The organism is Streptomyces sp. NPDC058872 (genome assembly GCF_042743065.1).
In the GTDB taxonomy this organism is placed as follows: domain Bacteria; phylum Actinomycetota; class Actinomycetes; order Streptomycetales; family Streptomycetaceae; genus Streptomyces.
On the sequence record NZ_JBHYMK010000001.1, the window covers coordinates 7,618 to 31,248 of the forward strand.

The following is a 23,631-nucleotide window of genomic DNA, read 5'->3' on the forward strand; positions in this document are numbered from 1 at the left end:
CGCCCACCACCACCCTCGACGGAGAGCGCTTCGCGCCCGCTGTTTTCTTCTGCCCGTCGCCCACCACCACCCTCGACGGAGAGCGCTTCGCGCCCGCTGTTTTCTTCTGCCCGTCGCCCACCACCACCCTCGACGGAGAGCGCTTCGCGCCCGCCGGGGCCGCCCGACATCCGGACGTGCACCTCGGGGCTGGCCCCGATGAGCGTCCGCTCCCCGGTGTGCACCACGAAGGTCCAGTACGCACCCCGCTCGCCCGCCAGCAACCGCCGGAACAGGGCGAGCGCATCGGCCCGTCCGAAGCCCGGGATCTCCCCGGTGTAGGTCCGCCGGATCACGAAGTTCGCCCCTTCGCCCGAGCCGATCTCCTCCGCGATGACCCGTCGCACGGTCTCGGCGTACTCCTCGTCGGAGACGTCGAAGCCGCCGCCCTCCACCCGTACTTCGTGGGTCGGCAGTGCGGCCAGGGCTTCGGCGAGCGCCAGTTCGTGCACCTCGTCGGCGACCAGCACGGAGAGCGGCGTGCCGTCGTCCCGCACGTCGAAACCGCGCTCCCGGATCTGCCGGAAGGGCACGAGCGCGAGCGTCGGCAGTGCGCCCACGGGCAGGTCCGCGAGCCGTTCGGCCTCGTGGACCCGGCCGATCAGCACCTCGACGGTGTCGTGGTCGCGGCCCGGTGTGCGTCGGCGCAGCAGGGCGAAGGGAGGGCAGGACTCGTCGAGGAGGCGGGAGAGGTCCATGGGGTCGTTCCTTCCGGGGAGAGAGGAGAGGAACGGCCCGGGCACGAAGAAGGCCGCCCCTCGGGCGGCCTTCGCGTGTCTGTCGGTGTACGCGTGATCAGTGGGCCGCCGGATGAGCGGTCCACCACCAGTTCTGGATCTGCGACGCGTACATGCGAGCACTGTAACCCAGCGGAGCACGGAAGCGGGGCCGGGTCCACACCGTGGACGGTGTGGACCCGGCCCCGAGGCACAGCGGGCTGCCGATCGAGATCAGAAGATCAGGTTGTAGATCTGCCAGCCCCAACCGACCTTGACGCGGGGCGTGAACGGCGTGGTGGAGCTGCCGGTGCCGTTGTAGAACCAGAGGCCGCCGGAGGCGTCGCGGCCGACGAGGTCGACCTTGCCGTCACCGGACAGGTCGCTCGGACCCACGATGGTGTCGTACGTCTGCCAGCCGCCGCCGACCTTGACGCGGGAGGCGAAGGGAGCGGTGGAGCTGCCGGTGCCCTTGTACGACCAGAGGACGCCGGAGGTGTCGCGGGCGATGATGTCGGGCTTGCCGTCACCCGTCAGGTCACCGGTGCCGATGATCGCGTCGTAGACGTTCCAACTGGATCCGATCTTGACCCGGGGCTCGAACGGCGCGGCGGTGTTCCCGGTGCCCTTGTAGAACCACAGGAAGCCCGACGAGTCGACGGCGATCAGATCGGGCTCGTCGTCGCCGTTGACGTCGCGCACGCCGACGATCTGCCGGTAGACCTGCCAGCCGCCGCCGACTTTCGTGCGCGGCTTGAACGGCGCCGACGGGTTGCCGCTGCCCTGGTAGTGCCAGAGCACGCCGGAGGCGTCCCGGGCCACGGCGTTTCCGACGCCGTCGGCACGGAAGGCGGTGAGCGGGGTGATGGCGTTGTAGGCGTTCCACCCGCTGCCGACCCGGTACCGGGTCAGGTACGGAGCGGAAGCGTCGCCGGTGCCCTGGTACTGCCAGAGGATGCCGGAACCGTCACGGGCGAGGAGGTCGTAGCGGTTGTCCGTGCGGACGGGGGCGACGGAGGGGGCCTCCGTGACCTCGCTCTGCTTCACCCAGACGATCTTGTGGTGGTAGCGGATCGGCACGAAGAGCGTGGAGCCGATGACGTTCTTCTGGGCGGAGCCGAACCAGTCGTCGCCCTTCACCGCAGGACCGGCCTTCACGTAGGCCTGGCCCTCACCGAGGGAGAACTTGGACAGCGGGTCGTTCTCGTCGCCCGGAGCCGAGAGGCCGGCGGCGGTGTACGCGGCGGTCTCCGGGAAGGAGCGGCCGAAGACCTTCGCCGAACCGGAGGCGGCCTTGACGACGGTGGCGTCCGGCACGGGCACGGTGTACTGGCCGCCCGGGTTGTAGAACCAACCCATCTGGCCCGCGTACCAGATGGCGGTCCAGTTGTTGCTGGCCTCGGCGACGACGTAGAGACCGCCGGCGCGGACCTTGTTGCCGTAGTTGGACCCCTCGGACCAGGCCGAGGTGAAGTACGGGTCCTTCAGTGTCGTCGCGCTCGTCGAGGGCTCCGTGTACAGGTAGCCGAAGTTGGACGGACGCGCCGGGACGGCCGTGCCCCCGGTGGTCAGCTTGGGCTGGTTCGCCGTGGTGAACGGCGGGACCACCCGGACCACCTGCCCCTTCCTGAGCAGGCCGCCCGCGCCCTGGTCGCCCTGCGGGGCGCCCAGCAGCGACATGTAGTGGTTCCAGTCCCAGTACGGGCCCGCGTCCCAGTGCAGCGACGAGACGCGGCCGTCCGTCTGGAGCGCCACCTCGTCGTGACCGATGATGTGCTCACGGTCGATCGGCACGTCGTACTTGTCCGCCAGGAACTTCACCAGTTCGGCGGAGGAGCGGTACTGGGGCTCGGTGTACCAGCTCCCCTCCTTGATGGCGAAGCCCTCGTGCTCCACGCCGATGGCGTGCATGTTGTGGGTCCAGTTGCCCGCGTGCCACGCCAGGTTCTTGTTCTCGATCATCTGGGTGACCAGGCCGTCCGAGGCGCGGATCAGATAGTGCGCGCTGCCGGGGACGTTCGGGTCGGTCAGCGCGGCGAGCGAACCGTCGTATCCGCCTTCGGTGTCGTGGATGACGATCTGGCGGATGTCCACGCCTTGGCCGGGGCGGTCACCGAGGGTGTAGTTGCGCTTGTCGGGGTTCGAGGGGTCCGTGCGGACCGGAACGAAGTTGCAGTTCAGGTCCGAGGGGCACTCGGGGCTCGGGGTCTCCGTGGTGCTCGCGAAGGTCGCGGCCAGCGGCACGTTGGCCGGCTTGACCGGCTCGACCGAGGGGTCGGCCGGCAGGGAGACGTGCTCGCCGTCGAGGGTGAGCGCCCGCTCGCCCTTCTCGATCGACTCGAAGACGCGCTCCGCGAAGAGCTCGGCGCCCTTCTCCTCGGGGGACTGGCTGTAGCGCGCCACGGCCGGGTACCAGTCGCCCGGGTCGTCGGAGAGCTCGGCGCCCGCCTGCTTCTGGTAGTCGGCGAGCAGCGCGGCACCGGCGCGGATGGATTCGGAGGTGTCGTTCTGGACGGTCTCGGTGGAGCTGTCGATCAGCTCGGCGGCCTTGTCCAGGGTGTGGAGCTTGGGGTCGTCGGTGTCGACGGCCGCCTTCTCCAGTGCGCGTCGAACCTCCTCGCGGTCGAAGGTCTCCTCGATCTCCGGGCGACCGGAACCGTTGAAGTGGTCGATCTGCTCTTCGGTGACCTTCTGCTGCACGTCTTCCGGGTCGACCTTCGTCAACCCCATGACGTTGTACGCACCCGTGGTGCTCGGCTCGCCGTCGTGCGACTCCCACCGGGTCTGCTGGTACGACACCGCCATCAGCACGCTCTGCGGAACGTCGAATTCGCGCGCGGCGTTTGCGAACTGTTTCTGAAGGGAAGCATCCCGGCCGGGCGCGTCCTTGCCCCCCGTGCCGAGTAGCCCCGGAGAGGCGACGGCAATGGTGCCGATGGCTGCGGTGGCGACGACCGCCGCCGCCGCTCCGTACAAGAGCCGTTTCTTCTTGCGGTCCCTACGGTGCCTCTGGGTCACACCCACCCCTGTGATCGACTTTGCTCTTGTTAAACGGGGCCGAGACTAGCACCGCTCAGTAACACGAGAAGGCGCAGGGGCGAGTCCGGCACCCGTCTCAGCCACTGGGCAGGGGACAGGAACGGACGAAGAACCCCGTAATGTGGTGCAGGTGACCGTGAACGCTGATTCCCACGCCGTCGCCAAGGCGACCTGGCGAGACCTGCCCGCGGCGCAGCAGCCCGAGTACCCCGATGTCGAGGCTCTGCGCGATGTGATCGCGGACCTCGAGTCGTATCCCCCGCTCGTCTTCGCGGGAGAGTGCGACCAGCTGCGCGCCCGGATGGGAGCCGTCGCCCGTGGCGAGGCGTTCCTGCTCCAGGGCGGCGACTGCGCCGAGGCCTTCGACGCCGTGTCCGCCGACCACATCAGGGCCAAGCTCAAGACGCTGCTCCAGATGAGCGCCGTCCTCACCTACGCGGCCTCCGTGCCCGTGGTGAAGGTCGGTCGCATCGCCGGGCAGTACTCGAAGCCCCGTTCCAAGGGCACCGAAACCCGCGACGGCGTGACCCTGCCGACCTACCGCGGCGACTCGGTCAACGGCTTCGACTTCAACGAGAAGGCCCGCGTCCCGGACCCCGAGCGGCTGAAGCGGATGTACAACGCCTCCGCCTCCACGCTCAACCTGGTGCGCGCCTTCACCACCGGCGGCTACGCCGACCTGCGCCAGGTGCACGCCTGGAACCAGGACTTCGTCAAGTCGTCGCCCTCCGGCCAGCGCTACGAGGCGCTCGCCCGCGAGATCGACAACGCCCTGAACTTCATGAAGGCCTGCGGCACCGACCCGGCCGAGTTCAAGGCCGTCGAGTTCTACGCCTCGCACGAGGCGCTGCTGCTCGACTACGAGGGCGCCCTGACCCGTACGGACTCGCGCACCGGCAAGCTGTACGACACCTCCGGCCACATGGTCTGGATCGGTGAGCGCACCCGGCAGCTCGATCACGCCCACGTCGAGTTCGCTTCGCAGATCGCGAACCCGATCGGGATCAAGCTGGGCCCGACCACCTCCGTGGACGAGGCGCTCACCTACGTCGACCGCCTCGACCCGGACCGCGAGCCGGGCCGGCTGACCTTCATCGTCCGCATGGGCGCCGACAAGGTCCGGGACAAGCTCCCCGAGCTGGTCGAGAAGGTCACCGCCTCCGGTGCGGTCGTCGCCTGGGTCACCGACCCGATGCACGGCAACACCTTCGAGGCCGCCTCCGGGCACAAGACCCGCCGCTTCGACGACGTGCTCGACGAGGTCAAGGGCTTCTTCGAGGTCCACAAGGCGCTGGGCACCCACCCGGGCGGCATCCACGTCGAGCTCACCGGTGACGACGTCACCGAGTGCGTGGGTGGCGGCGACGAGATCTTCGTCGACGACCTGCACCAGCGCTACGAGACCGCCTGCGACCCTCGGCTCAACCGCAGCCAGTCGCTCGACCTGGCATTCCTGGTGGCGGAGATGTACCGCAACCAGTGAGCGGCTCCTCAGGGAGATGGGGCGCGGATCGTTGTGATCCGCGCCCCATCTCCACATCCGGGTCTTTTGGGCCTTGGGGGTGCCGGGTAAGGTTAGGTTAGCCTTATGGATCCCGGTGGGAGGTGAACCGCGTGTACGTCTGCTCATGCTTCGGTGTCACGGAGAAGCAGGTCAAGGAGCATGCGGACGCGGGCGCCTGCACTCCCCGCCAGATAGCCTCCGCCTGCAAGGCCGGTACGGACTGCGGCTCCTGTGTCCGTCGCATTCAAGCCATTCTCGGGCGGGGCAGCTGCCCGCGTCGCGAGCTCCTGGACCGGGGAGTTCCGGCCCTGGCGCCGGAAGCGGTCGCGGAGCTCGGTGAAGCGGCCTAGCCGCATGGCCCCGGGCGGTCCCGGGGCTAGCTCGGCTGCTCGATGAGGGTCGAGATGTAGAGCGCCTCGCCCAGTGACTCGATCAGCTCCAGCTGGGTGTCCAGGTAGTCGATGTGGTGTTCCTCGTCCGCGAGGATCTCCTCGAAGAGGTTCGCCGAGGTGACGTCCCCCTTGGCGCGCATGACCTCGATCCCGCGCTTCAGGCGGTCGATCGCCTCCACCTCGACCTGGCGGTCCGCCTGGAACATCTCGGTGATCGTCTGACCCACCCGCACGTGGAAGAGCCGCTGGTAGTTGGGCAGGCCGTCGAGCATCAGGATGCGCTCGGTCAGCTTGTCCGCGTGCTTCATCTCGTCGATGGACTCTTCGCGGGTGTACTTGGCGAGCTTCGTCCAGCCCTTGTTGTCCTGGATGCGGTAGTGCAGCCAGTACTGGTTGATGGCCGTCAGCTCGCCGGTCAGCTGCTCATTGAGGAATTCGAGGACCTCGGGGTCGCCCTGCATCGCAGAGGCTCCTTCCACGCTACGTGTCTACGCCGTCACCGGGCGGGATGATCGCATCCTCGCACCCCCTTGAGAGGGGCGTCCAGTAAGTGCAGGCTTAGTCGGAGTTGCCCCAATCGACGCGTCCTGACGGTCGCTTGGTTATGACCACTGCTCGCCGTCTGTCACCATGGACGGCATGGGTCAGCCGGAGAGCGGAGCACACCGGGAAGCGGGTCAGCCGGATCGTTCGCCGGACTTTCCGCCGGATCTGCCGCCGGGACAGCGGCTGCAGCGCGGCTGGCCGGTCACCCATTACGGTCCCGTTCCCAAGTTCAAGCCGGACCGGTGGGAGTTCCGGGTCTTCGGTGCGACGGCCGACGGGGACAAGCGCTGCTGGAACCACGAGGAGTTCTCGGCCCTGCCGTTCTCCACGGTGGTGGCCGATCTGCACTGCGTCACGAAGTTCAGCATGCTGGGGGCCGAATGGGGGGGTGTCCCCGCCCGCACGGTCCTGGAGCTCGCCCCGCCGGCGCCCCAGGTCACCCATGTGATGGTGTGGGCCGAGTACGGCTACAGCGCCAACATGCGGCTCGCCGACTTCGCCGCGGAGGGCGCGATCTTCGCCACCCACAAGGACGGGGAGCTGCTCACCGCCGAGCACGGCTTTCCGCTGCGGCTCGTCGTTCCGCACCTGTACGCCTGGAAGGGGCCGAAGTGGGTCCGGGGCGTCGAGTACATGGCGGCCGACCGCAGGGGCTTCTGGGAGGAGCGGGGCTACCACAACCTCGGCGACCCCTGGACGGAGCAGCGCTACTCCTACCAGGAGGAGCCGGGGGACGGTCCGGAGCTGTAGCCCTCCGAACCGCCCGCCGGTGCTCCGGTCGGTCCCGCCGCACGCTCAGTGGTGGTACCGGTGCACCACTGCGTGCCCCTTTCCGCGGCCGATCATCCACTTGTTGACCGGAACGGTGAGGGCGAAGGCGACGCCGAGCGAGAGGGCGAGCGCGGTCCAGAAGAGCGGCTCGTCGAGGTGTGCGTCCATGGCGCCGGGCCAGAGGGTCATGATGCCGTTGTCGACGATCTCCATGACCGTGATGGAGAGGGTGTCGGCGGCGAGGGCCACCTTGAAGGCCGCCCGGAAGGCGATCCCGGCGGAGAGGATGCCGCGCAGGGTGAGCGCATAGCCGAAGGCGAAGGCCAGGGCGATCGCGAGCGCCATCGTCGGGGCGGCGCCCCAGCCCAGCGCGGTGCCGACGACCATGCCGAGGACCTCGCCGATGGCGCAGCCGGTGAGGCAGTGCAGCGTGGCCCGGGCGGCCGTGGACCAGGTGGCCTTGCCGGTGTCGGCGTGGTGTCCCGTGTGGTGTGCCTGGTGGTCGGTGTGGTCGTGCGGTGCGTGCGCTTCGTGCTGCATGGGTGTGCCCCCCCGGCATCGAGTGGCGGTTCTTGCCGTCGACCACGACAACTGTATACCCCCATGGGGTATTCCCGAAGGGGGTCAGCCCCGCTGCTCCCGGAGTTTCTTCAGGAGCTCGATGTCGGCGACGTGCCCCTCCTTGCCGCCCGGGGTCTCGATGATCAGCGGCACGCCATCGGTGGCGGGGTGCCGGAGCAGCCGCCCGAACGCCTCCTCGCCGATGTGACCGGATCCGATGTTGGCGTGCCGGTCCTTGTGGGCGCCCACCACGTCCTTCGAGTCATTGGCGTGGATCAGCTTCAGCCGCCCCTCCCCGACCGCGTCCACCAGGAGGTCCAGGGTCCGGGTCGCCCCGCTCGGGCCCGTCAGGTCGTGCCCCGCCGCGAAGACGTGACAGGTGTCGAGGCAGACGCCCAGCTTGGGATGGCGGTCGAGGGCGTCGAAGTACGGCCCGAAGTCCCAGGTCCGCGAGCAGAGGGAGGAGCCCTGGCCCGCCGTCGACTCCAGCAGCAGGTGCGGATCGTCCTCGTGGGTGAGTTCGTCGAGCAGGGGCAGCATCCGCTCCCTCACCTGTGCGAGGGCCACCTCGCGCGGCCGGCCGCCGGTCGCCGAGCCGGTGTGCACCACCACGCCCTTCGCGCCGATCGCCCGCCCCCGGCGCAGCGAATGCCGGAGGGACTCCACCGACTTCTCGACGGTCGCCTCGGTGTGGGACCCGAAGTTGATCAGGTACGGAGCGTGCACCCAGACCGAGATCGACCCGGCCCCGCACTCCTCCCGGAACCGCTCGTCCTGGGCCGGGTTGCCCGCCGGAGTGGCCCAGCCTCGCGGATTGGCGACGAAGACCTGCACGGTCTCGGCGCCGAGCTCGCGGGCGTAGCCGAGGCCTGTCGTGGCGAGGCCACCGGCCACGGGGACGTGGCCGCCGACGGGGTTGCGCATGGGTTTCTACAGTCCCTTGATCGTGATGGTGATGGTGGATCCTTCGGGAGCCGTTCCGCCGCCCTCCACGGACTGGCTCGCGACCGTGTTGCCCAGGTAGGGGAAGGACTTCTTGACCTCCACCTGGAAGCCCTCCTCCTCCAGGGCCGTCCGCGCGTCCTCGATCGTCTTCCCCGTGACGTCCGGAACCGCGACGAGCTTCGGTCCCTTGGAGACGGTCAGGGTGATCACGTCGCCCCCGGCGGCCCGACTGCCCTCGGCGAGGGACTGGGCGGCGACGGTGCCGGCGGCCTCGGGCGAGTTGATCCGCTCCGGGGCGACCTTGACGGTGAGCCCTTCGCCCTGGAGGAGGGCCGTGGCCTCGGTGACGGTCTTGCCGCTGACGTCGGGCACGTCGATCGGCGCGCCCTTGCTCACGACCAGGGCGACGGCCGAGTCGGGGCTGCGCTCGGTGCCGGGCTCGGGATCGGTGCTGATCACGGAGCCCTGCTCGACGGAGTCGCTGAAGGCACGGGTCACCATTCCGGGAGCCAGTCCCTCCTGCTCCAGGATGCGCCTCGCCTCCGCGAGCGGTTGGTTCCTGAGGTTGGGCACCTTCACGACCTTCGGACCGCGGGAGAGGGTGAGGGTGACCGTGCTGTTGCCCCGGACGCGCTCGCCGGGCTCCGGGTCGACGGCCATCACCGTGCCCCGCTCGTACACGTCGCTGAAGTCGCGCTTCGTCGTTCCGACGTCCAGACCGGCGTCGGTGAGGCGCTTCGTCGCGGCGGCCTCGGACTGGCCCAGGACGGCCGGCACGCGGGTGAACTGGCCGGAACTGATGTACCAGACGCCGGTGCCCAGGCCGAGGACGAGCAGGACGACGGCGACGACGAGGAGGGGGCCGCGCGGCGGGAGCCTGCGGGCGGCCCCGGACGCCGGAGGGGCTTCCGGGGCGGGCAGCCGGTTGGTGTGCAGCACCGACGGGGTGTCGCCCGCCGTCGTGGGCACGGGCCGGGCGATCACGCTGGTCCGGTCCTCGGCGGTGTCCCGGGGGCCGGAACGCGCCTGTGGGGGCAGTGCGTCCAGCTGCTCGTCATCGAGCCCGGCGCGGGCCTCCCGGAGCAGGGCGAGCAGGGCCACCGCATCCTGCGGGCGGGCCTCGGGAGCACGGGCCGTGGCGGCTGCGACCAGCCCGTCCAGTGCCGGGGCGAGCCCCGGGACGACGGCCGAGGGGGCCGGCACGTCGGTGTTCAGCTGTTGGTAGAGGACCTGCCCCGGGGTCTCTCCCCCGTGCGGCTTGCCGCCGGTCAGCATCTCGTAGAGGACGACTCCACAGGCGTACACGTCGGCGCTGGGATCGGCGGTGCCGTACTCGATCTGCTCCGGTGCGAGGTACGAGACGGTGCCCAGGACCGGGCCGGTGACGGCGGTCGCCGAGCCCACGGCCCGCACCAGGCCGAAGTCGGCCACCTTGACCCGCCCGTCATCCCCTATCAGGACGTTCTCCGGCTTCATGTCCCGGTGCACGAAGCCGGCCCGGTGCGCGGCACCGAGTGCGGCGAGCACCGGCTCCAGGATGTCCAGGGCGGCCCGCGGCGCGAGGGCGCCGCGCTCGCGCAGGACGTCACGGAGGGTGCAGCCGGCGACGTACTCCATCGCCAGGTAGACGTACGCGCCCTCGGCGCCCTGGTCGAAGACGCCGACGACGTTCGGGTGCGCGAGCCGGGCCACGGACTTCGCCTCGCGGATGAACCGTTCGACGAAGGCGGCGTCGGCGGCCAGGGCGGGGTGCATCACCTTGAGCGCGAGGATGCGGTCGAGACGGGTGTCCACGGCCCGGTAGACCGTGGCCATCCCGCCCACGGCGATGCGCGCGTCGATGCGGTAGCGGCCGTCGAGCAGCCGCCCGACGAGGGGGTCCTGAAGGGTCGTGTCCACGACGTCGAGTCTACGAGCCGGGGGCGGGGCGCCCGCGCGGGTGCGTCGGTACTGCAGCGCACCTGTGACGAGTGCCCGCCCCCGCCGCCCCGTGCGGCACCCCCTCCTCGGGAACCGCAGGCGGTCGGCGTCCGGGCGGTCGCGGCCGGCCCGGTCCGCCGTGCGCGGTTCAGAAGGCCGGGCGCTCGGGATCCAGACGGGCGCGGCCCTGCACGGGGGACGAGGCCTCGGCGAAGTGGCGCCGGGGGATGCGTCCCGCACGGTGGGCCAGCCGTCCCGCCTCGACCGCGTGCCGCATGGCCCCCGCCATCAGGACGGGCTCCTGCGCGCGGGTCACCGCCGACGCGAGCATCACCGCCGCACATCCCAGCTCCATCGCGAGCGTCGCGTCCGACGCGGTGCCCGCCCCGGCGTCGAGGATCACCGGGACCCCCGCCCGCTCCGTGATCAGCTGGAAGTTGTGCGGGTTGCGGATGCCGAGCCCGGAGCCGATCGGCGAGCCGAGCGGCATGATCGCCGCACAGCCCACGTCCTCCAGCTTCCGGGCGAGGACCGGGTCGTCATTGGTGTAGGGGAGCACGGTGAAGCCGTCGTCGACGAGGGTCTCGGCCGCGGCGAGGAGCTCCTCGCCGTCCGGCAGCAGGGTCCGCTCGTCGGCGACCACCTCCAGCTTGATCCAGTCGGTGCCGAGAGCCTCCCGGGCGAGCCGTGCGGTCAGGACGGCCTCGCCCGCGGTGAAGCAGCCCGCGGTGTTGGGCAGGACCCGGATGCCGAGCCGCTCCAGGACGGAGAGGACCGAGCCCCGGACCGTGGGGTCCAGGCGCCGCATGGCGACGGTGGTCAGTTCCGTGCCGCTGGCGACGAGGGCGCGCTCCAGCACGTCGAGGCTGGGGGCGCCGCCGGTGCCCATGACGAGCCGGGAGGAGAACTCCGTGCCGCCGAGGACGAACGCGTCGTCGGACATCGTGCTCAGCCCCCCTGCACCGCGGTGAGGACCTCCACCCGGTCGCCCTCGCCGAGGAGCGTCGTGGCCCACGCGCCGCGCGGCACGACCGTCTCGTTGAGCGCCGCCGCGACCCCGGAGGGGGCCGTGGTCAGGGTGGCGACCAGGGCGTCGAGGGAGAGGGGACCCGCGAGTTCGCGGGCTTCTCCGTTCACGGACACGTTCATGCGGGCTGCTCCTGGTGTGCGGGAGAGAAACGGCGGGGGGCGAAGGGGCGTGCCTCGTCCGGCAGGGCGCCCGTGGTGAGCACCTCCGCCAGGGCGTCGCCGGTGACGGGCGTGAGCAGGACCCCGTTGCGGTAGTGGCCGGTGGCCAGGTGGAGGCCCGGCAGGGCGCTGGGGCCGAGCAGCGGTGCGTTGTCCGGGGATCCGGGGCGCAATCCGGCCCGGGTCTCGGTGAGCGGCAGTTCGGTGATGCCGGGGACGAGCTCGTGGGCGTCGCGCAGCAACTCGTACACCCCGCCCGCCGTCACCGTCGTGTCCCAGCCCAGTTCCTCGCTGGTGGCGCCGACCACGAGCTCGCCGTTCTCGCGGGGCACCAGGTAGACGTGGCTGCCGCGGACGACGGCCCGGACGGTGCGGGAGAGGAAGGGGGCGTACGCGGTCGGCACCCGGAGCCGCAGGACCTGGCCCTTCACGGGGCGGACCGGCGGCAGCGCCTCCTCCGGCACGCCCGCCAGGCGTCCGCTGAGGCTGCCCGCGGCGAGGACGACCTGATCGGCCGCCAGTTCCCCGCCACCGGCGAGCACCGCGCCGCGCGCCCGGTCCCGCGCCACCGCGAGCCGCTCCGCGAGGGTGCGGTGGAAGGCGACCCCGGCCCGTTCGCAGGCGAGGAGGAGCGCGGCGGTCAGCCGGCGCGGGTCGACCTGGTGGTCGCCGTCGACCCGGAGCCCGCCCCGGACGCCGGGTGCCAGCATCGGCTCCAGGCGGCGGCAGTCCCGGCCGCTGAGCCATTCCGAGACCAGACCGCAGCGGGTCTGGAGGGCGTGCAGTTCACGCAGGTGGGCGCGGTCGTCGGCGTCGAGCGCGACGGCGAGGGTGCCGCAGGCGCGGTAGCCGACGTCGTGGCCGGTGTGCTCCTCCAGCTCGGCGACGAACGAGGGGTAGCGCGCGGCGGAGGCGAGGTTGAGCCCGAGCAGGGTCTCCTCGCCGTAGTGCAGTTCGGTGACGGCGGCGAGCATCCCGGCCGCGACCTGCGCGGCCCCGCCGCCCGGATCGGGGTCGACGACGGCGGTGCGCAGTCCGCGCTGCGCGGCACGCCAGGCCGTGACCAGGCCGATGATGCCGCCCCCGACCACGAGGACATCGGAAGAACGCATGGGCGTCCAGCCCCTCCCTTCGCCGGCATGACCCGGATCAGGTTCGTACGGTCGGAGGCCGTCCCAGCCTCCCTCTCAGCCCGGTCGTCCGGGCTCCCGCGAGTGCTTTACGCCCGTCAGACTAGCCCGACGCCGTCGGAGGACCACAGGCCCTCCCGCCCCCTCACTTTTCTGATGAACCGTCAGATGCATAAGCTGGGCGGGTGAGCGAGCAGAAGCAGGCCCAGCAGCACGTCGTGATCGTCGGCGCCGGAATGGCGGGCGTCCAGACCGCCGTCGCCCTGCGCGAGCAGGGCTTCACCGGCCCCGTCACCCTCATCGGGGCCGAACCCCACCAGCCCTACGACCGACCCCCGCTCTCCAAGGCGGTCCTCCTCGGCAAGGCCGAGGGCTCCGCCTTCGAGGTCGACTTCGAAGACCTCGGCATCGAACTCCGCCTCGGCCTCGACGTCACCGGACTGCGCGCCGCCGACCACCAGATCGACACCGAGTCCGGACCCGTCGCCTACGACACCCTGGTCATCGCCACCGGCGCCCACCCCGTCACCCTCCCCGGCACCGAGGGCGTCCCGGGGGTCCACCTGCTGCGCACCCTCGACGACGCCGTGCGCCTCGGCCCCGTCCTGGAGCAGCGTCGTTCCGTCGTGGTCGTCGGCGCCGGCTGGATCGGCGCCGAATTCGCCACCGCCGCGCGCGGGGCGGGCTGTGCCGTCACCGTCGTCGAGGCCGCCGACCGGCCGCTCGCCGGGGTCCTGCCCGCCGAGGTCGCCACCCCGATGGCCGCCTGGTACGAGGAGAGCGGTGCCGCCCTTCTGACCCGTGCGCGCGTGGACACCGTCCGGCCCGGCCGCGTCGTCCTGGACGACGGCCGGGAGATCCCCGCCGACGCCGTCGTGGTCGGCATCGGCGCCCGCCCCGCCACGCACTGGCTCACCGGCTCCGGCATCGCCCTCGACCCGGGCGGCGCCATCACCGCCGATGACCGCCTGCGCACCTCCCTGCCCGACGTGTACGCGGTCGGGGACTGCGCCTCCTTCCCCTCGGCCCGTTACGGAAGGCGCCTCCTCGTCCACCACTGGGACAACGCGCTCCAGGGCCCGCGCACGGTCGCCGCGGCGATCACCGGCTCCGACGACGCGCCCTACGACCCGGTCCCGTACTTCTGGTCCGAGCAGTTCGGACGCTTCGTCCAGTACGCGGGACACCACGGGGGCGCCGACGGACTGCTGTGGCGCGGAGACCCCGCCGACCCGTCCTGGTCCGTGCTCTGGCTGCGGGACGGGGTGCCGGTGGCCCTCCTCGCGGTCGGCCGCCCCCGCGACCTGGCGCAGGGGCGCCGGCTCATCGAGGCGGCCGTGCCCGTCGACCCGGAGCGCGCCGCCGACCCCGGCGTCCCCCTGAAGGCGGCGGCGCGGTAGGGCCCGACTACCGGCCGTCAGTCCGGGATGGCAGGCTTGTCCCGTGACCGAGATTGACGTAAAGATCGATGCTCTCGTCCCCGCCTGGCTCTACCTGCCCGACATCGCGGAGATGCTCGATGTCGAGGTGACGCGCGTGCGGCAGCTGGTCAAGGAAGGCCAGCTCATCGCCGTGCGCCGCGGACCGAACAACGCCCTGCAAGTACCCGCCGCCTTCATCCAGGGCGACAAGGTCGTCAAGGGCTTGTCCGGGACCCTGACCCTGCTGCGGGACGACGGCTTCACCGACGAGGAAATGCTGGAGTGGCTCTTCACTCCGGACGAGAGCCTGCCGGGCACGCCCGCCCAGGCGCTCAGCGAGAATCGCGGTACGGAGGTGAAGCGCCGCGCCCAGGCGCTTGCCGTCTGACGCGCACGCACCCGTGCGCCGGCACGTGCGCGCCGATGCCGAGGCACCGGCGTGCGCGTGCCGGCGCCTCCACGCACCGAAGAACACCAGCCGCAGGCCTCGCGGCGTCCGCCCCGCACGGGTCGGACGCCGCGGCGCCGGCGCACGAACGGGGGAACCCACCCATGTCCACGCCCCGCACCCGGCTCGCCGACGCCCGGCTCTACCTGTGCACCGACGCCCGGAAGCGCCAGGGCGACCTGCCGGACTTCCTCGACGCCGTGCTCTCCTCCGGGGTGGACGTCGTGCAGCTCCGCGACAAGGGCATGGAAGCCGGCGAGGAGCTGGACCACCTCGCCGTCTTCGCCGATGCCGCCCGCCGCCACGGCAAGCTCCTCGCGGTGAACGACCGGGCCGACGTCGCCCACGCCATCGGTTCCGACGTCCTCCACCTCGGGCAGGGCGACCTGCCCGTCCCCGCCGCCCGGGCGATCCTCGGCGACCGGGTGCTCATCGGCCGTTCCTGCCACGCCGAGGCCGAGGTCGCCGCGGCCGTCGCCGAACCCGGCGTGGACTACTTCTGCACCGGCCCCTGCTGGCCCACCCCCACCAAGCCCGGACGGTACGCCCCGGGCCTCGACCTCGTGCGGTACGCGGCGGGCCTGGCGCAGGACCGGCCCTGGTTCGCCATCGGCGGCATCGACGAGACCAACCTCGACGAGGTGCTGGACGCGGGGGCCCGTCGGATCGTCGTCGTCCGTGCGATCACCGAGGCCGCCGATCCGGCAGCCGCAACGGCCGCCCTCGCCAAGCGCGTCCGTGAGCGCGCCGAGGCGTAGGAACCGCCCGGGCGGGTGTCCAAAAAGTTGTCCATTACTCGGACACGGTTTCCACGCCACCCTGGACCCCGTCTAATCTGCCGGTATGGCCCTTGGTACCGCATCCGTCCGATCGGACCGCGCACGCACGGTGCGCGAGATCCTCGCCTCCGGCGGCACGTCGTACTCCTTCGAGTTCTACGCGCCCCGGACCGAGAAGGGCGAGCAGGTGCTCTGGAACGCCATGCGCCGGGTCGAGGCGGTCGGCCCCAGCTTCGTCTCGGTCACCTACGGCGCCGGCGGCTCCACCCGCGGCGGCACCGTCAAGGCCACGCAGAAGATCGCTTCCGACACCACCCTCACCCCCGTCGCCCACCTCACGGCCGTCGACCACTCGGTCGCCGAGCTGCGCAACATCCTGGGGCAGTACGCGGACGCAGGCATCCGCAACATGCTCGCCGTCCGCGGTGACCCGCCGGGCGATCCGCTGGGGGAGTGGATCGAGCACCCCGAGGGCGTGAAGTACGCCGCCGAGCTCGTCCAGCTGATCAAGGAGTCGGGTGACTTCTGCGTCGGCGTCGCCGCCTTCCCGGAGATGCACCCCCGGTCCACCGACTGGGACACGGACGTGCGGCACTTCGTGAACAAGTGCCGCGCGGGCGCCGACTACGCGATCACCCAGATGTTCTTCGACCCGGAGAACTACCTGAGGCTCCGCGACAGCGTCGTGAAGGCGGGCTGCGAGACCCCGATCATCCCCGAGGTCATGCCCGTCGTGAACGTGAAGACCCTCGACCGGCTGCCCCAACTGAGCAATGCCGCCTTCCCCGCGGATGTGAAAGAGCGCATCCTCGCCGTCAAGGACGATCCGGCCGCTGTACGCTCCATCGGTATCGAGTTCGCGACGGAGTTTTGCGCACGCCTGCTCTCCGAGGGAGTCCCCGGACTGCACTTCATCACGCTCAACAGCTCCACCGCGACGCTCGAGATCTACGAGAATCTCGGACTGCACCAGCAGTCGTGACCGGTCGTACCCGCCCCGACCCGCGGCGGTGACCGTGGAGAGGGGCGGCAGGACATGGGGTGGACGGTCCTCTACATCGCGTTCGGCGTGGTCGCACTGTGGCTGCTGGGAGAAGTCCTCCTCCAGTACAAGGCGCGGCTGCGCTGGCGGCTCCTCGCCTTCAGCGGCTTCCTCGGCGTGGTCCTGGGCGTCCTGCTGCCCTCGGTCGCGGTCATCGTCGTCGGGGCGCTCGCCTTCGCCGTGGGCCAGACCTATGTGACGCTCTCCTTCCGCCGTGGCTTCTCCACCGGCTGGGCGATCGGCGGAACCCCGGGTGCGAGCCGTCGCCGCAAAGCCGGCCCGCCGGCCGCGGCCGGACCCACCCTGGAGGTCACCGGGCTCTCGTACGACACCGCGGACGCCGACTACGGTCCGGCGGACGCCGGGTACGGCACGGGCCAGGACGGAGCCGGGCATCCCGGTTCCCCCCACGGCGGCCACCCGGAGACCGACGTCGAGACGACCGCGGTCTACGCGCCCGAGCCCATGCCCGAAGACACCGGCCAGTACGCCGTCTACGGCACCGACCCGGCCCCCGGCCACACCGCGGACACCCCCGGCTACGAGCCGGGGTACGACTCCTATGCGTCCGGGTACGCGCAGCCGGGGTACGACCAGTCCGGGTACGACCAGTCCGGCTACGCGCAGCCCGGGTACGACCACTCCTCCTACGGGCAGCAGCCGACCTACGGCTACGACGGCACCGGTCAGCAGTACGCCACGTATTCCGACCCGTACATCGGACCGGGCGGGGACAGCCAGCAGTACGACCCGTACCACGGCGATCCCTACGCCCCCTCCTACACGTACGACACCCCGCCCGGCGGCGTCTGGGTCCCGCAACAGCGCGACACCGAGCAGCCCCAGCAGCCCCCGCAGCCCCACGGCTACGAGCCGCACCCGGACGAGCAGCAGCAGTACCGCTACTGAAGCGTCCCCCGGACCTCCGACGCCCTACCGGGAGCCGCGGAAGTCCGCTCCCTCCACGACGAGTCCGGCCACCAGCGCGCCCGACATGCCCGCATGGGCGAGCCCGCCGCCCGGATGCGACCAACCGCCCGCGAAGTACAGCCCGGGCAACGGCGAGGCGTTGGCGGCCGGGAGCAACCGGCCGTGTGCCCCGGCGAGCGCGGGTCCCGGCACCTCGGCCGCACCGGTGTCCCGCCGGACGTCCTCAGGGGTGCGGACCCGCCGCCAGAGCAGCCGCCCCGCGAGCCCCGGAACCGCCTGTTCGGCCGCCTCGACCATCAGGTCGGCGAAGGACTCCGCGTCCCGTTCCCGGTCGGTGCGCACGGTCGAGGTCACGGTCACCGACTCGTGGTCCGCGTCCGGCCGCAGCACCGGGTCGTCCGGCCGCAGCACCGTCACGGTCGGTCGCCCGTCCCCGCCGTGCACGACGGTCCGGTGCGCCGCGCCCTCCTCGCGGGCACCGCGCAGGGCCAGACAGACCGTCACCCGGCCGGTGCCGTCCGTCCGCCGGAGCGGCAGCAGGCCGCCCCGTTCCCGACCGATGACCCGCTCGTGGTGCAGCGCCGACACGGGAGCGCCCCACACGACGTGGTCGGCCTCGACGGTCCCGCCACCGGCCAGCCGGACGCCGGCCGCCCGACCGCCCTCCTCCAGCACCTCCTCCGCCGGTGCGTCGAAGACGAACTCCACCCGTCGTTCCCGGCAGCGCCCGTGCACCGCGTCGGCGAGCGCCCGCATGCCCCCGCCCACGTACCAGCTGCCGAAGGTCTGCTCCATGTACGGCAGGACGGCGGCTGCGGCCGGGGCGGTGGCCGGGTCGAAGCCGTACGACCACGCGTACGCGTCGAGGAGGGCGGCGAGCCGGGGGTCGCGCAGCTCCCGCGCACCGATCTGGGCGAGCGTCGTCGTCGGACGGCGCAGCAGCCCCGCCTTCGCGGCCGGGTACGGCTCACGGGCCAGCGGGGCCGGATCCGCCGGCTGCGGCTCCTCCAGGAGCGGGCGCCGGGTCCGGTCCCAGGCCTCGCGGGCCCGGTTCAGGAAGTCGCCCCAGCGCGCCCCGGTGCCGGCGCCGAGCGCCGCGTCCAGCGCGGCGACCGTGCCGGCCCGGGAGGCGTTCGGCAGGTCGACGCGGGTGCCGTCGGCGAACACGTGACGCGCCGCCGGGTCGACCTGCGTCAGGGTGACGCACTCCTCCAGGGGCTTCCTGCCGGTCTTCACGAAGAGGTCCCGGTAGACGGCGGGCAGGTGGAGCAGCCCCGGACCGGTGTCGAAGCCGAAGCCCTCCCGCTCGAACCTGCCGACCGCACCGCCGTACGTCCCCGCCCGCTCGTACACCGTCACCCGGTGGCCCGCCACGGCCAGTCGGGCCGCCGCCGCCATGGCGCCGAGACCCGCGCCGATCACCACAATCCGTGCCATGCGGGCGAGCCTAGCCGGCCCCTCCGACCGGATCGGGGCCAGGCCGGGACCGGCCCGACCGGGAGGCGGGCCGGGGCGGACCGAGCGGGGTCAGAAGTGTTCCGACCCGCCGGGCGGGGCTTGGGCGCGGGGGCTCCGCTCCATGGCGGCGAGCCGCCGCTCCTCCCGCCGTTGGGACCTCCGGCGCCGGAAGCGCCGGATCCGTTGGGCGAGGAAGACCAGGACGGCCAGGCCCATCAGGAGCAGGACGGCCGCGATGGCCGCAGCCGCCACCGGGTGGAAGATCGCGAAGGTGACGATCGCCGCCACCCCGAGGTCCTCGGCCAGGCTCAGGGCGACGTTCGAGAAGGGCTCGGGCGAGGTGTTGACCGCCATCCTCGTCCCCGCCTTGACGAAGTGGCTGAGCAGTGCCGTCGAGCCGCCGACCGCGCCCGCCGCCAGTTCGGGCAGCGAACCGCTCTGCCCGGCCAGCAGGGCGCCGACGACGGCTCCCGCGATCGGCCGGATCACCGTGTGGACGGAGTCCCATATCGAGTCGACGTACGGGATCTTGTCCGCCACCGCCTCGCACAGGAAGAGCACGCCCGCCGCGACGAGGACGTCGGTGCGCTGCAGGGAGGCGGGCACGTCGTCGGCCAGCCCGGTCACGCCGAAGACGCCGAACAGCAGGACCACCGCGTACGCGTTGATCCCGCTCGCCCAGCCGCTGGTGAACACCAGGGGGAGTACGGACACGCCCGTGATCGTAACCAGGACTGAGTATCCGTACCTAGGGGTCGAGATGAGTAGCTGTGCGGATGGGCCCGACGGGGTCCGGAGGAGAGAGTGGAGTCCACGGAAGGGGCACGGCTCCGGTACCGCCGGCACGGGGCTGCGGAACGGGGCGTGCGCCTGCCGGTGGCGAGGGCACGGCACGGGGGCGTGCGCCCGCCGGTACGGGGGTGCGTGAAGGAAAGAAGCCGGTGCGGCGGGGCTCGGGGGGATCGAGCCGCGCCGCACCGGCCTTTCTGCTCCTGCCGGGTCGACCTTCCCCGCGGGGGTTCCGCGTCAGCGCCCGCCGACCCGGCCGTGCAGCAGGCGGGAGAGCGCCGCGTGCACGTCGTCGAGCGAACGCTCGCTCTGGAACGCCTGCCAGTCGAGGGCCGCCACCAGCACCATGCCGACCAGCGCCGCCGCCGTCAGCTGCACGTCGATCTCCTCGCTCAGCTCACCGCCCTCGACCCCTTCGCGCAGCACCCCCTCGACGACCGCGACGGCCTCTTGGCGCACGACGAGGAGCGTCGAGTTCCACGCCCGGTTGGTGCGCCAGAGCTCCGCGACGTACAGCTGGGTGAAGGCCGGGTAGCGGTCGATGAAGACGAGGCCCGCCCGGATCATCGCGTCCAGCGCGTCGATCCGGCTCCCGCCGTGCTCGGCGGTCTCCTCGGCCGCCGAGCGCAGTGAGGCGGTGAGCAGCGACACCCCGTGGCGCAGCAGCTCCTCGAAGAGCTCGGTCTTGCTCTTGAAGTTGTAGTAGACCGTGCCCTTGGCCACGCCCGCCCGCTCGGCGATCTCGTCCACCGTCGTCGCGGAGAAGCCCTGCTCCGCGATGAGGGTGACGGCCGCTTCGTAGAGCTTCGCGCGCGTGGCCTGGCGTCGGGTGCTGCTGCTGTCCATGGCGTCGATTCTCACAGGTTCAGAGCGACAGTTCGGGGTGGAGTCGGTCGAGCGTCCACACCTGTTTCCGGCGCGCGGAGACGGCCGTCAGGGCCAGCGCGCCGGCGGTGAAGGCGATCAGGACCGCGCAGGCCTGCCAGACCGGCCCCAGCCCGCCGCCCGTGATCAGTCGGCGCAGCGCCTCGACCACGTGGCTCATCGGCAGGAAGGGGTGGACGGCGCTGAAGAAGGCCGGGCTGGTCTGGACGGGATAGGTGCCGCCCGCCGAGGTCAGCTGGAGCATCAGGAACGCGAGCACCAGGATCCGGCCCGCCGCGCCGAAGCGGGCGTTGAGCCACTGGATGATCGCGGCGAAGCAGCAGGTGACCAGGAGGAGGAAGCCGACCGTGCCCGCGGCACGGGTCATCTGGAGCCCGAGGCCCCAGTGCAGGACGGACATCAGGGCCCCGACCTGGAGGACGCCGATCGCCGCCACCGGGAGCCATCCGGCCAGTGTGATCCGCCAGGCGGAACCACCCGCGGCGAGCGCGCGCCGGTTCAGCGGCTGGATGATCATGTACGCGACCATGGCGCCGACCCAGAGGGAGAGCGGGATGAAGTACGGGGCGAAGCCGGTTCCGTAGTTCGGTGCCTTGTGCAGGGACTGGGAGGCCAGCTGCACCGGATCGGCCATGACCTCCGTGCGGCGGTCGCGCTCCTGCTCGTCGTAGTCCGGGATCTGGTCGACGCCGTCCTTCAGTCCGGTGGCGAGGGTGCCGGAGCCGTCGGCCAGCTTGAACAGCCCGCCGTCCAGGTCGCTCGCGCCCTTCTTGAGCTTGCCGACGCCGGTGTCCAGGTTGACCGAACCGGTCCTGGCCTCGGTGATGCCGGTGTGGAGCCGGTCGGCTCCCTCCGCGACCTTCTTCGCGCCCGCGTTGAGCTCGTTGATCTTCTTGATGGCGTCCTCGACGTCCTCGTCGAGGTGCGGGGCGCGGGCCGCCAGCTCGTCGGCCTGCTTCTTCAGCGTGGTCAGCCGTGTGTCCAGGGTCTTCAGGTCGTCGGCGTCGTCCTTGGTGAGCTCGTGCACGTCGTCGGCGATCGTGGCGACGTCGCCCGCGCTGGTCGAGGCCTTCTTGAGCAGTTCGCAGAACCCGGGGTCGCTGACGGGGACGGAGGCGTCCGTGCACGCCGAGCGGTAGAGCTCGGCGAGGTCGTCGTCGGCCTTGTGGGCGGCGGAGCGGACGAGCGGGGCGCGCCGGACCAGGTCGTCCAGGTTGTTCTGGGCGGCCGTGACCGAGTCGGAGACGAGCCGGGCCGTGTCGCGGATCGACTTGCCGTTGTTCGCCAGGTAGGGGCGGACCTTGTCGGCGTTGCCGTTCACCTTGTCGGCGAGGGACTGGGTGCCGTTCGCGACCTTGCGGGAACCGCTCTCCAGGTCCTTGGCCCCCTTGTCGAGCTTCTTCAGGCCGGCGGCCAGGTCGCCGCTGCCGGTCTTGGCGTCCGTGAGGCCGTCCGACAGGCTCTTGGACCCCTTCTTCGCCTTGTCGACGCCCTGCTTGAGGTCGGCCGCGCCCTCGGCGGCCTTCTCCGTGGCGTCGTGGATGTCGGAGAAGGAGATGAAGATCTTGTCGAGGAAGGTGCGGGAGGACTTCGTCGAGGCCGCGGTGCGCACCTCGGAGAAGACCGTCCGGGAGATCTGCCCGACGATGTAGTTGTTGGCGTCGTTGGTCCGGACCCGCAGCGCACCGGTCTCGGGGGAGTCGCCGGAGCTCGAGGCGATGCGGCTGCTGAAGTCACCGGGCATGGTCAGGGACAGGTAGTACGTCCCGTTCTCCACGCCGGCCCGCGCCTCGGCGTCGCTGACCCGGTGCCACTCGAAGGTCTTGCTCTCCAGGAGCCCCTCGGTGATGTCGTCACCGGCGTGGAGCTCCTTGCCCCCGGCGGTGGTGCCCCGGTCCTCGTTGACGAGGGCGACGGGGATCTTGTCGAGCCTGCTGTACGGATCCCAGAACGAGCACAGGTACAGGGCGCCGTAGAGCAGCGGCAGCAGCAGGATCGCGATGAGCGCGGCGCTCGGCAGCTTTCCCCTGCCGAAGCGCTTCAGCTCAAGCGCGGCCAGTTTCGGCGAGCGCATCGGCCGCCCCCTCCTCGGTGTCGTCGTCGTGTTCCTCGCCGGCCGGCGAGGGTGCGGCCCCGTCGGTGCCGTTCCCCCGTGCGGGCCGGGTGCCACCGGTCTCCTCGGCGGGCGCGGGGGGTGCCGTCGGCGCGGGGCGCCCGGCGTCCGCAGCGCCCCCCGCGGTCCGGGTGCCCCCGGCGGTGCCTCCCGCCGACTCCGCTTCCGCGACCTCCTGCGCGGACTCCGCTTCCGCGGTGTTCCGCGCGGACCCGGCCACGGTGGTGACGCGCAGGGCGTCGGCGGGAGCCTCGGCACACACGGCGAGGACCGTCGTCCCGGCCCCGGCCACCGAGCGGAGCAGCGCCCAGACCTCCGTGCGCTCCGCGTCCGAGAGCTTCAGGTCCGTGTCGTCCACGGCGAGCAGCCGGGGACGACCGATCAGGGCGAGGGCGATCGTGAGCCGCAGCGCCTCCAGCCGCTCCAGGTCCCGCACGGAGGTCCGGGTGCCCTTCGGCAGGGCGTCGAGGTCGAGGCCGGCGGCCTCCAGGGCCTCCTCGATCCGGGCCCGGGCCGCCGCCGCCCGTTCGGCGGGGCGCTGCAGGAACGCCCGCACGGAACCGTCGTAGCGGCGCTGGAGGAGGGCCCGCTCGTGCAGGTGCTCGCCGACCGTGAGGGCGGGGTCGAGCTCGCTGACGCCCGGCACCTGGCCCAGCGCGCTGATCCGGCGCACGGCGGCCATCTTCCGGGGCAGCGGGAAGCCGCCGATCTCGGCGCGTCCCTCCTTCGCCCGCATCCGGCCGGTGAGCGCGAGCAACAGGCAGGTGCGGCCCGAGCCGGAGGGGCCCTCGACGGCCACGAGAGAGCCGGCCCCGGCCCGGAAGGAGACGTCGCGGAACACCCAACCGCGCGGTCCCTTCAGTCCGAATCCGTCCGCGACGACGGCGGCACCGTGCGGTTGCTTCCCGGCTTCCGCTCCCAACGGATCCACCCCCCACTTCCCCATCTTTAGACTGACTGGTCAGTCTAAAAGTTACCGCTCGGTAGTCGATCCGCCAAAACACCAGGTCAGCCG

The 23,631-nt window shown here is 71.8% G+C and carries 22 protein-coding genes, 1 pseudogene and 1 riboswitch; of the genes and pseudogenes, 8 read left to right on the plus strand and 15 right to left on the minus strand.

The features are described 5' to 3' along the window. The 3 genes and pseudogenes from ACFW22_RS00045 to ACFW22_RS00055 all read right to left on the minus strand — a co-directional run. Window positions 1-737, minus strand: a pseudogene (locus ACFW22_RS00045) (phenazine-specific anthranilate synthase component I); the annotation flags it as partial. Window positions 738-834: 97 nt separating this feature from the next. Beyond that, window positions 835-891: a trp operon leader peptide gene (locus tag ACFW22_RS00050; RefSeq protein WP_073917353.1), complete on the minus strand. Its 57-nt coding sequence runs from the start codon at window positions 889-891 to the stop codon at window positions 835-837. 98 nt (window positions 892-989) lie between these two features. Then, window positions 990-3,773 (minus strand): N-acetylmuramoyl-L-alanine amidase, encoded by a 2,784-nt coding sequence (locus ACFW22_RS00055; protein ID WP_386396466.1) that lies wholly within the window; start codon window positions 3,771-3,773, stop codon window positions 990-992. Window positions 3,774-3,924: 151 nt separating this feature from the next. Between ACFW22_RS00055 and ACFW22_RS00060 the strand changes: the two genes are divergently transcribed. Both ACFW22_RS00060 and ACFW22_RS00065 read left to right on the plus strand, forming a co-directional pair. Further along, the gene (locus tag ACFW22_RS00060) at window positions 3,925-5,277 is read left to right on the plus strand and encodes a class II 3-deoxy-7-phosphoheptulonate synthase (protein ID WP_386396468.1); all 1,353 of its coding nucleotides are present in this window, start codon (window positions 3,925-3,927) and stop codon (window positions 5,275-5,277) included. Between the two features lie 122 nt (window positions 5,278-5,399). After that, window positions 5,400-5,648 carry a bacterioferritin-associated ferredoxin gene (locus ACFW22_RS00065; RefSeq protein WP_384882758.1) on the plus strand — a complete coding sequence of 83 codons (249 nt, stop codon included), beginning with the start codon at window positions 5,400-5,402 and terminating at the stop codon, window positions 5,646-5,648. A 26-nt stretch (window positions 5,649-5,674) separates the two neighbouring features. Here the strand turns inward: ACFW22_RS00065 and bfr are convergent, their stop codons facing one another. Further along, entirely contained in the window at window positions 5,675-6,151 is a 477-nt protein-coding gene (gene bfr, locus ACFW22_RS00070; protein ID WP_043223049.1) for a bacterioferritin, read from the minus strand. Window positions 6,152-6,329: 178 nt separating this feature from the next. Between bfr and ACFW22_RS00075 the strand changes: the two genes are divergently transcribed. After that, a complete protein-coding gene (locus tag ACFW22_RS00075) occupies window positions 6,330-6,986 on the plus strand; it encodes a sulfite oxidase-like oxidoreductase (protein WP_386396471.1) in 657 nt (218 codons plus the stop codon). Window positions 6,987-7,031: 45 nt separating this feature from the next. Here ACFW22_RS00075 and ACFW22_RS00080 read toward each other — a convergent pair whose 3' ends face one another. From ACFW22_RS00080 to thiO, 6 genes are all read right to left on the minus strand, one after another. Next, complete coding sequence (locus ACFW22_RS00080) at window positions 7,032-7,547, minus strand: DUF4396 domain-containing protein (protein ID WP_386396473.1); 516 nt, start codon at window positions 7,545-7,547, stop codon at window positions 7,032-7,034. 84 nt (window positions 7,548-7,631) lie between these two features. Then, window positions 7,632-8,492 carry a deoxyribonuclease IV gene (locus tag ACFW22_RS00085; protein ID WP_386396475.1) on the minus strand — a complete coding sequence of 287 codons (861 nt, stop codon included), beginning with the start codon at window positions 8,490-8,492 and terminating at the stop codon, window positions 7,632-7,634. Window positions 8,493-8,498: 6 nt separating this feature from the next. Then, the gene (gene pknB, locus ACFW22_RS00090) at window positions 8,499-10,412 is read right to left on the minus strand and encodes a Stk1 family PASTA domain-containing Ser/Thr kinase (RefSeq protein ID WP_386396477.1); all 1,914 of its coding nucleotides are present in this window, start codon (window positions 10,410-10,412) and stop codon (window positions 8,499-8,501) included. A gap of 169 nt (window positions 10,413-10,581) precedes the next feature. Continuing rightward, window positions 10,582-11,376, minus strand: a complete 795-nt coding sequence (locus ACFW22_RS00095) for a thiazole synthase (RefSeq protein WP_386396479.1) — start codon at window positions 11,374-11,376, stop codon at window positions 10,582-10,584. 5 nt (window positions 11,377-11,381) lie between these two features. Continuing rightward, the gene (gene thiS / locus ACFW22_RS00100) at window positions 11,382-11,582 is read right to left on the minus strand and encodes a sulfur carrier protein ThiS (protein ID WP_386396482.1); all 201 of its coding nucleotides are present in this window, start codon (window positions 11,580-11,582) and stop codon (window positions 11,382-11,384) included. Further along, window positions 11,579-12,733 (minus strand): glycine oxidase ThiO, encoded by a 1,155-nt coding sequence (gene thiO, locus ACFW22_RS00105; protein WP_386396485.1) that lies wholly within the window; start codon window positions 12,731-12,733, stop codon window positions 11,579-11,581. The genes thiS and thiO overlap by 4 nt, the downstream gene beginning before the upstream one ends. Continuing rightward, a riboswitch (TPP riboswitch) is annotated at window positions 12,731-12,843 on the minus strand. Its footprint overlaps the gene before it by 3 nt. 93 nt (window positions 12,844-12,936) lie before the next feature. Here thiO and ACFW22_RS00110 point away from each other — a divergent pair. The 5 genes from ACFW22_RS00110 to ACFW22_RS00130 all read left to right on the plus strand — a co-directional run bounded on the left by ACFW22_RS00110 (window position 12,937) and on the right by ACFW22_RS00130 (window position 17,350). Next, a complete protein-coding gene (locus ACFW22_RS00110; protein ID WP_386396487.1) occupies window positions 12,937-14,151 on the plus strand; it encodes an NAD(P)/FAD-dependent oxidoreductase in 1,215 nt (404 codons plus the stop codon). Between the two features lie 43 nt (window positions 14,152-14,194). Further along, window positions 14,195-14,560: an Rv2175c family DNA-binding protein gene (locus ACFW22_RS00115; RefSeq protein ID WP_386396490.1), complete on the plus strand. Its 366-nt coding sequence runs from the start codon at window positions 14,195-14,197 to the stop codon at window positions 14,558-14,560. Window positions 14,561-14,724: 164 nt separating this feature from the next. Continuing rightward, window positions 14,725-15,378: a thiamine phosphate synthase gene (gene thiE, locus ACFW22_RS00120; protein ID WP_386396492.1), complete on the plus strand. Its 654-nt coding sequence runs from the start codon at window positions 14,725-14,727 to the stop codon at window positions 15,376-15,378. A gap of 85 nt (window positions 15,379-15,463) precedes the next feature. Then, a complete protein-coding gene (gene metF, locus ACFW22_RS00125) occupies window positions 15,464-16,381 on the plus strand; it encodes a methylenetetrahydrofolate reductase [NAD(P)H] (RefSeq protein ID WP_386396495.1) in 918 nt (305 codons plus the stop codon). Window positions 16,382-16,435: 54 nt separating this feature from the next. Next, window positions 16,436-17,350 carry a hypothetical protein gene (locus ACFW22_RS00130; protein ID WP_386396497.1) on the plus strand — a complete coding sequence of 305 codons (915 nt, stop codon included), beginning with the start codon at window positions 16,436-16,438 and terminating at the stop codon, window positions 17,348-17,350. Window positions 17,351-17,374: 24 nt separating this feature from the next. On the opposite strand, the gene ACFW22_RS00135 is transcribed toward ACFW22_RS00130, so the two are convergent. From ACFW22_RS00135 to ACFW22_RS00155, 5 genes are all read right to left on the minus strand, one after another. Then, on the minus strand, window positions 17,375-18,808 hold the full coding sequence (locus tag ACFW22_RS00135; protein WP_386396500.1) for a phytoene desaturase family protein: 1,434 nt from the start codon (window positions 18,806-18,808) through the stop codon (window positions 17,375-17,377). Window positions 18,809-18,898: 90 nt separating this feature from the next. Beyond that, window positions 18,899-19,543 carry a DUF4126 domain-containing protein gene (locus tag ACFW22_RS00140; RefSeq protein ID WP_386396503.1) on the minus strand — a complete coding sequence of 215 codons (645 nt, stop codon included), beginning with the start codon at window positions 19,541-19,543 and terminating at the stop codon, window positions 18,899-18,901. Between the two features lie 312 nt (window positions 19,544-19,855). Further along, the gene (locus ACFW22_RS00145; protein WP_386396505.1) at window positions 19,856-20,464 is read right to left on the minus strand and encodes a TetR/AcrR family transcriptional regulator; all 609 of its coding nucleotides are present in this window, start codon (window positions 20,462-20,464) and stop codon (window positions 19,856-19,858) included. Window positions 20,465-20,483: 19 nt separating this feature from the next. Next, window positions 20,484-22,577 (minus strand): YhgE/Pip family protein, encoded by a 2,094-nt coding sequence (locus ACFW22_RS00150; RefSeq protein WP_386396508.1) that lies wholly within the window; start codon window positions 22,575-22,577, stop codon window positions 20,484-20,486. Next, window positions 22,549-23,538, minus strand: coding sequence for an ATP-binding cassette domain-containing protein (locus ACFW22_RS00155; RefSeq protein WP_386397072.1), 990 nt, complete (start codon window positions 23,536-23,538; stop codon window positions 22,549-22,551). The genes ACFW22_RS00150 and ACFW22_RS00155 overlap by 29 nt, the downstream gene beginning before the upstream one ends. Between the last annotated feature and the right edge of the window lie 93 nt (window positions 23,539-23,631).

What these genes read in the sequence shown, in the direction of transcription:
- bfr (WP_043223049.1), bottom strand. Translation starts at nt 6,151, where the DNA reads ATGCAGGGCGACCCCGAGGTCCTCGAATTCCTCAATGAGCAGCTGACC.
- ACFW22_RS00075 (WP_386396471.1), top strand. Translation starts at nt 6,330, where the DNA reads ATGGGTCAGCCGGAGAGCGGAGCACACCGGGAAGCGGGTCAGCCGGAT.
- ACFW22_RS00080 (WP_386396473.1), bottom strand. Translation starts at nt 7,547, where the DNA reads ATGCAGCACGAAGCGCACGCACCGCACGACCACACCGACCACCAGGCA.
- ACFW22_RS00085 (WP_386396475.1), bottom strand. Translation starts at nt 8,492, where the DNA reads ATGCGCAACCCCGTCGGCGGCCACGTCCCCGTGGCCGGTGGCCTCGCC.
- ACFW22_RS00095 (WP_386396479.1), bottom strand. Translation starts at nt 11,376, where the DNA reads ATGTCCGACGACGCGTTCGTCCTCGGCGGCACGGAGTTCTCCTCCCGG.
- thiS (WP_386396482.1), bottom strand. Translation starts at nt 11,582, where the DNA reads ATGAACGTGTCCGTGAACGGAGAAGCCCGCGAACTCGCGGGTCCCCTC.
- thiO (WP_386396485.1), bottom strand. Translation starts at nt 12,733, where the DNA reads ATGCGTTCTTCCGATGTCCTCGTGGTCGGGGGCGGCATCATCGGCCTG.
- thiE (WP_386396492.1), top strand. Translation starts at nt 14,725, where the DNA reads ATGTCCACGCCCCGCACCCGGCTCGCCGACGCCCGGCTCTACCTGTGC.
- metF (WP_386396495.1), top strand. Translation starts at nt 15,464, where the DNA reads ATGGCCCTTGGTACCGCATCCGTCCGATCGGACCGCGCACGCACGGTG.
- ACFW22_RS00130 (WP_386396497.1), top strand. Translation starts at nt 16,436, where the DNA reads ATGGGGTGGACGGTCCTCTACATCGCGTTCGGCGTGGTCGCACTGTGG.
- ACFW22_RS00135 (WP_386396500.1), bottom strand. Translation starts at nt 18,808, where the DNA reads ATGGCACGGATTGTGGTGATCGGCGCGGGTCTCGGCGCCATGGCGGCG.
- ACFW22_RS00145 (WP_386396505.1), bottom strand. Translation starts at nt 20,464, where the DNA reads ATGGACAGCAGCAGCACCCGACGCCAGGCCACGCGCGCGAAGCTCTAC.
- ACFW22_RS00150 (WP_386396508.1), bottom strand. Translation starts at nt 22,577, where the DNA reads ATGCGCTCGCCGAAACTGGCCGCGCTTGAGCTGAAGCGCTTCGGCAGG.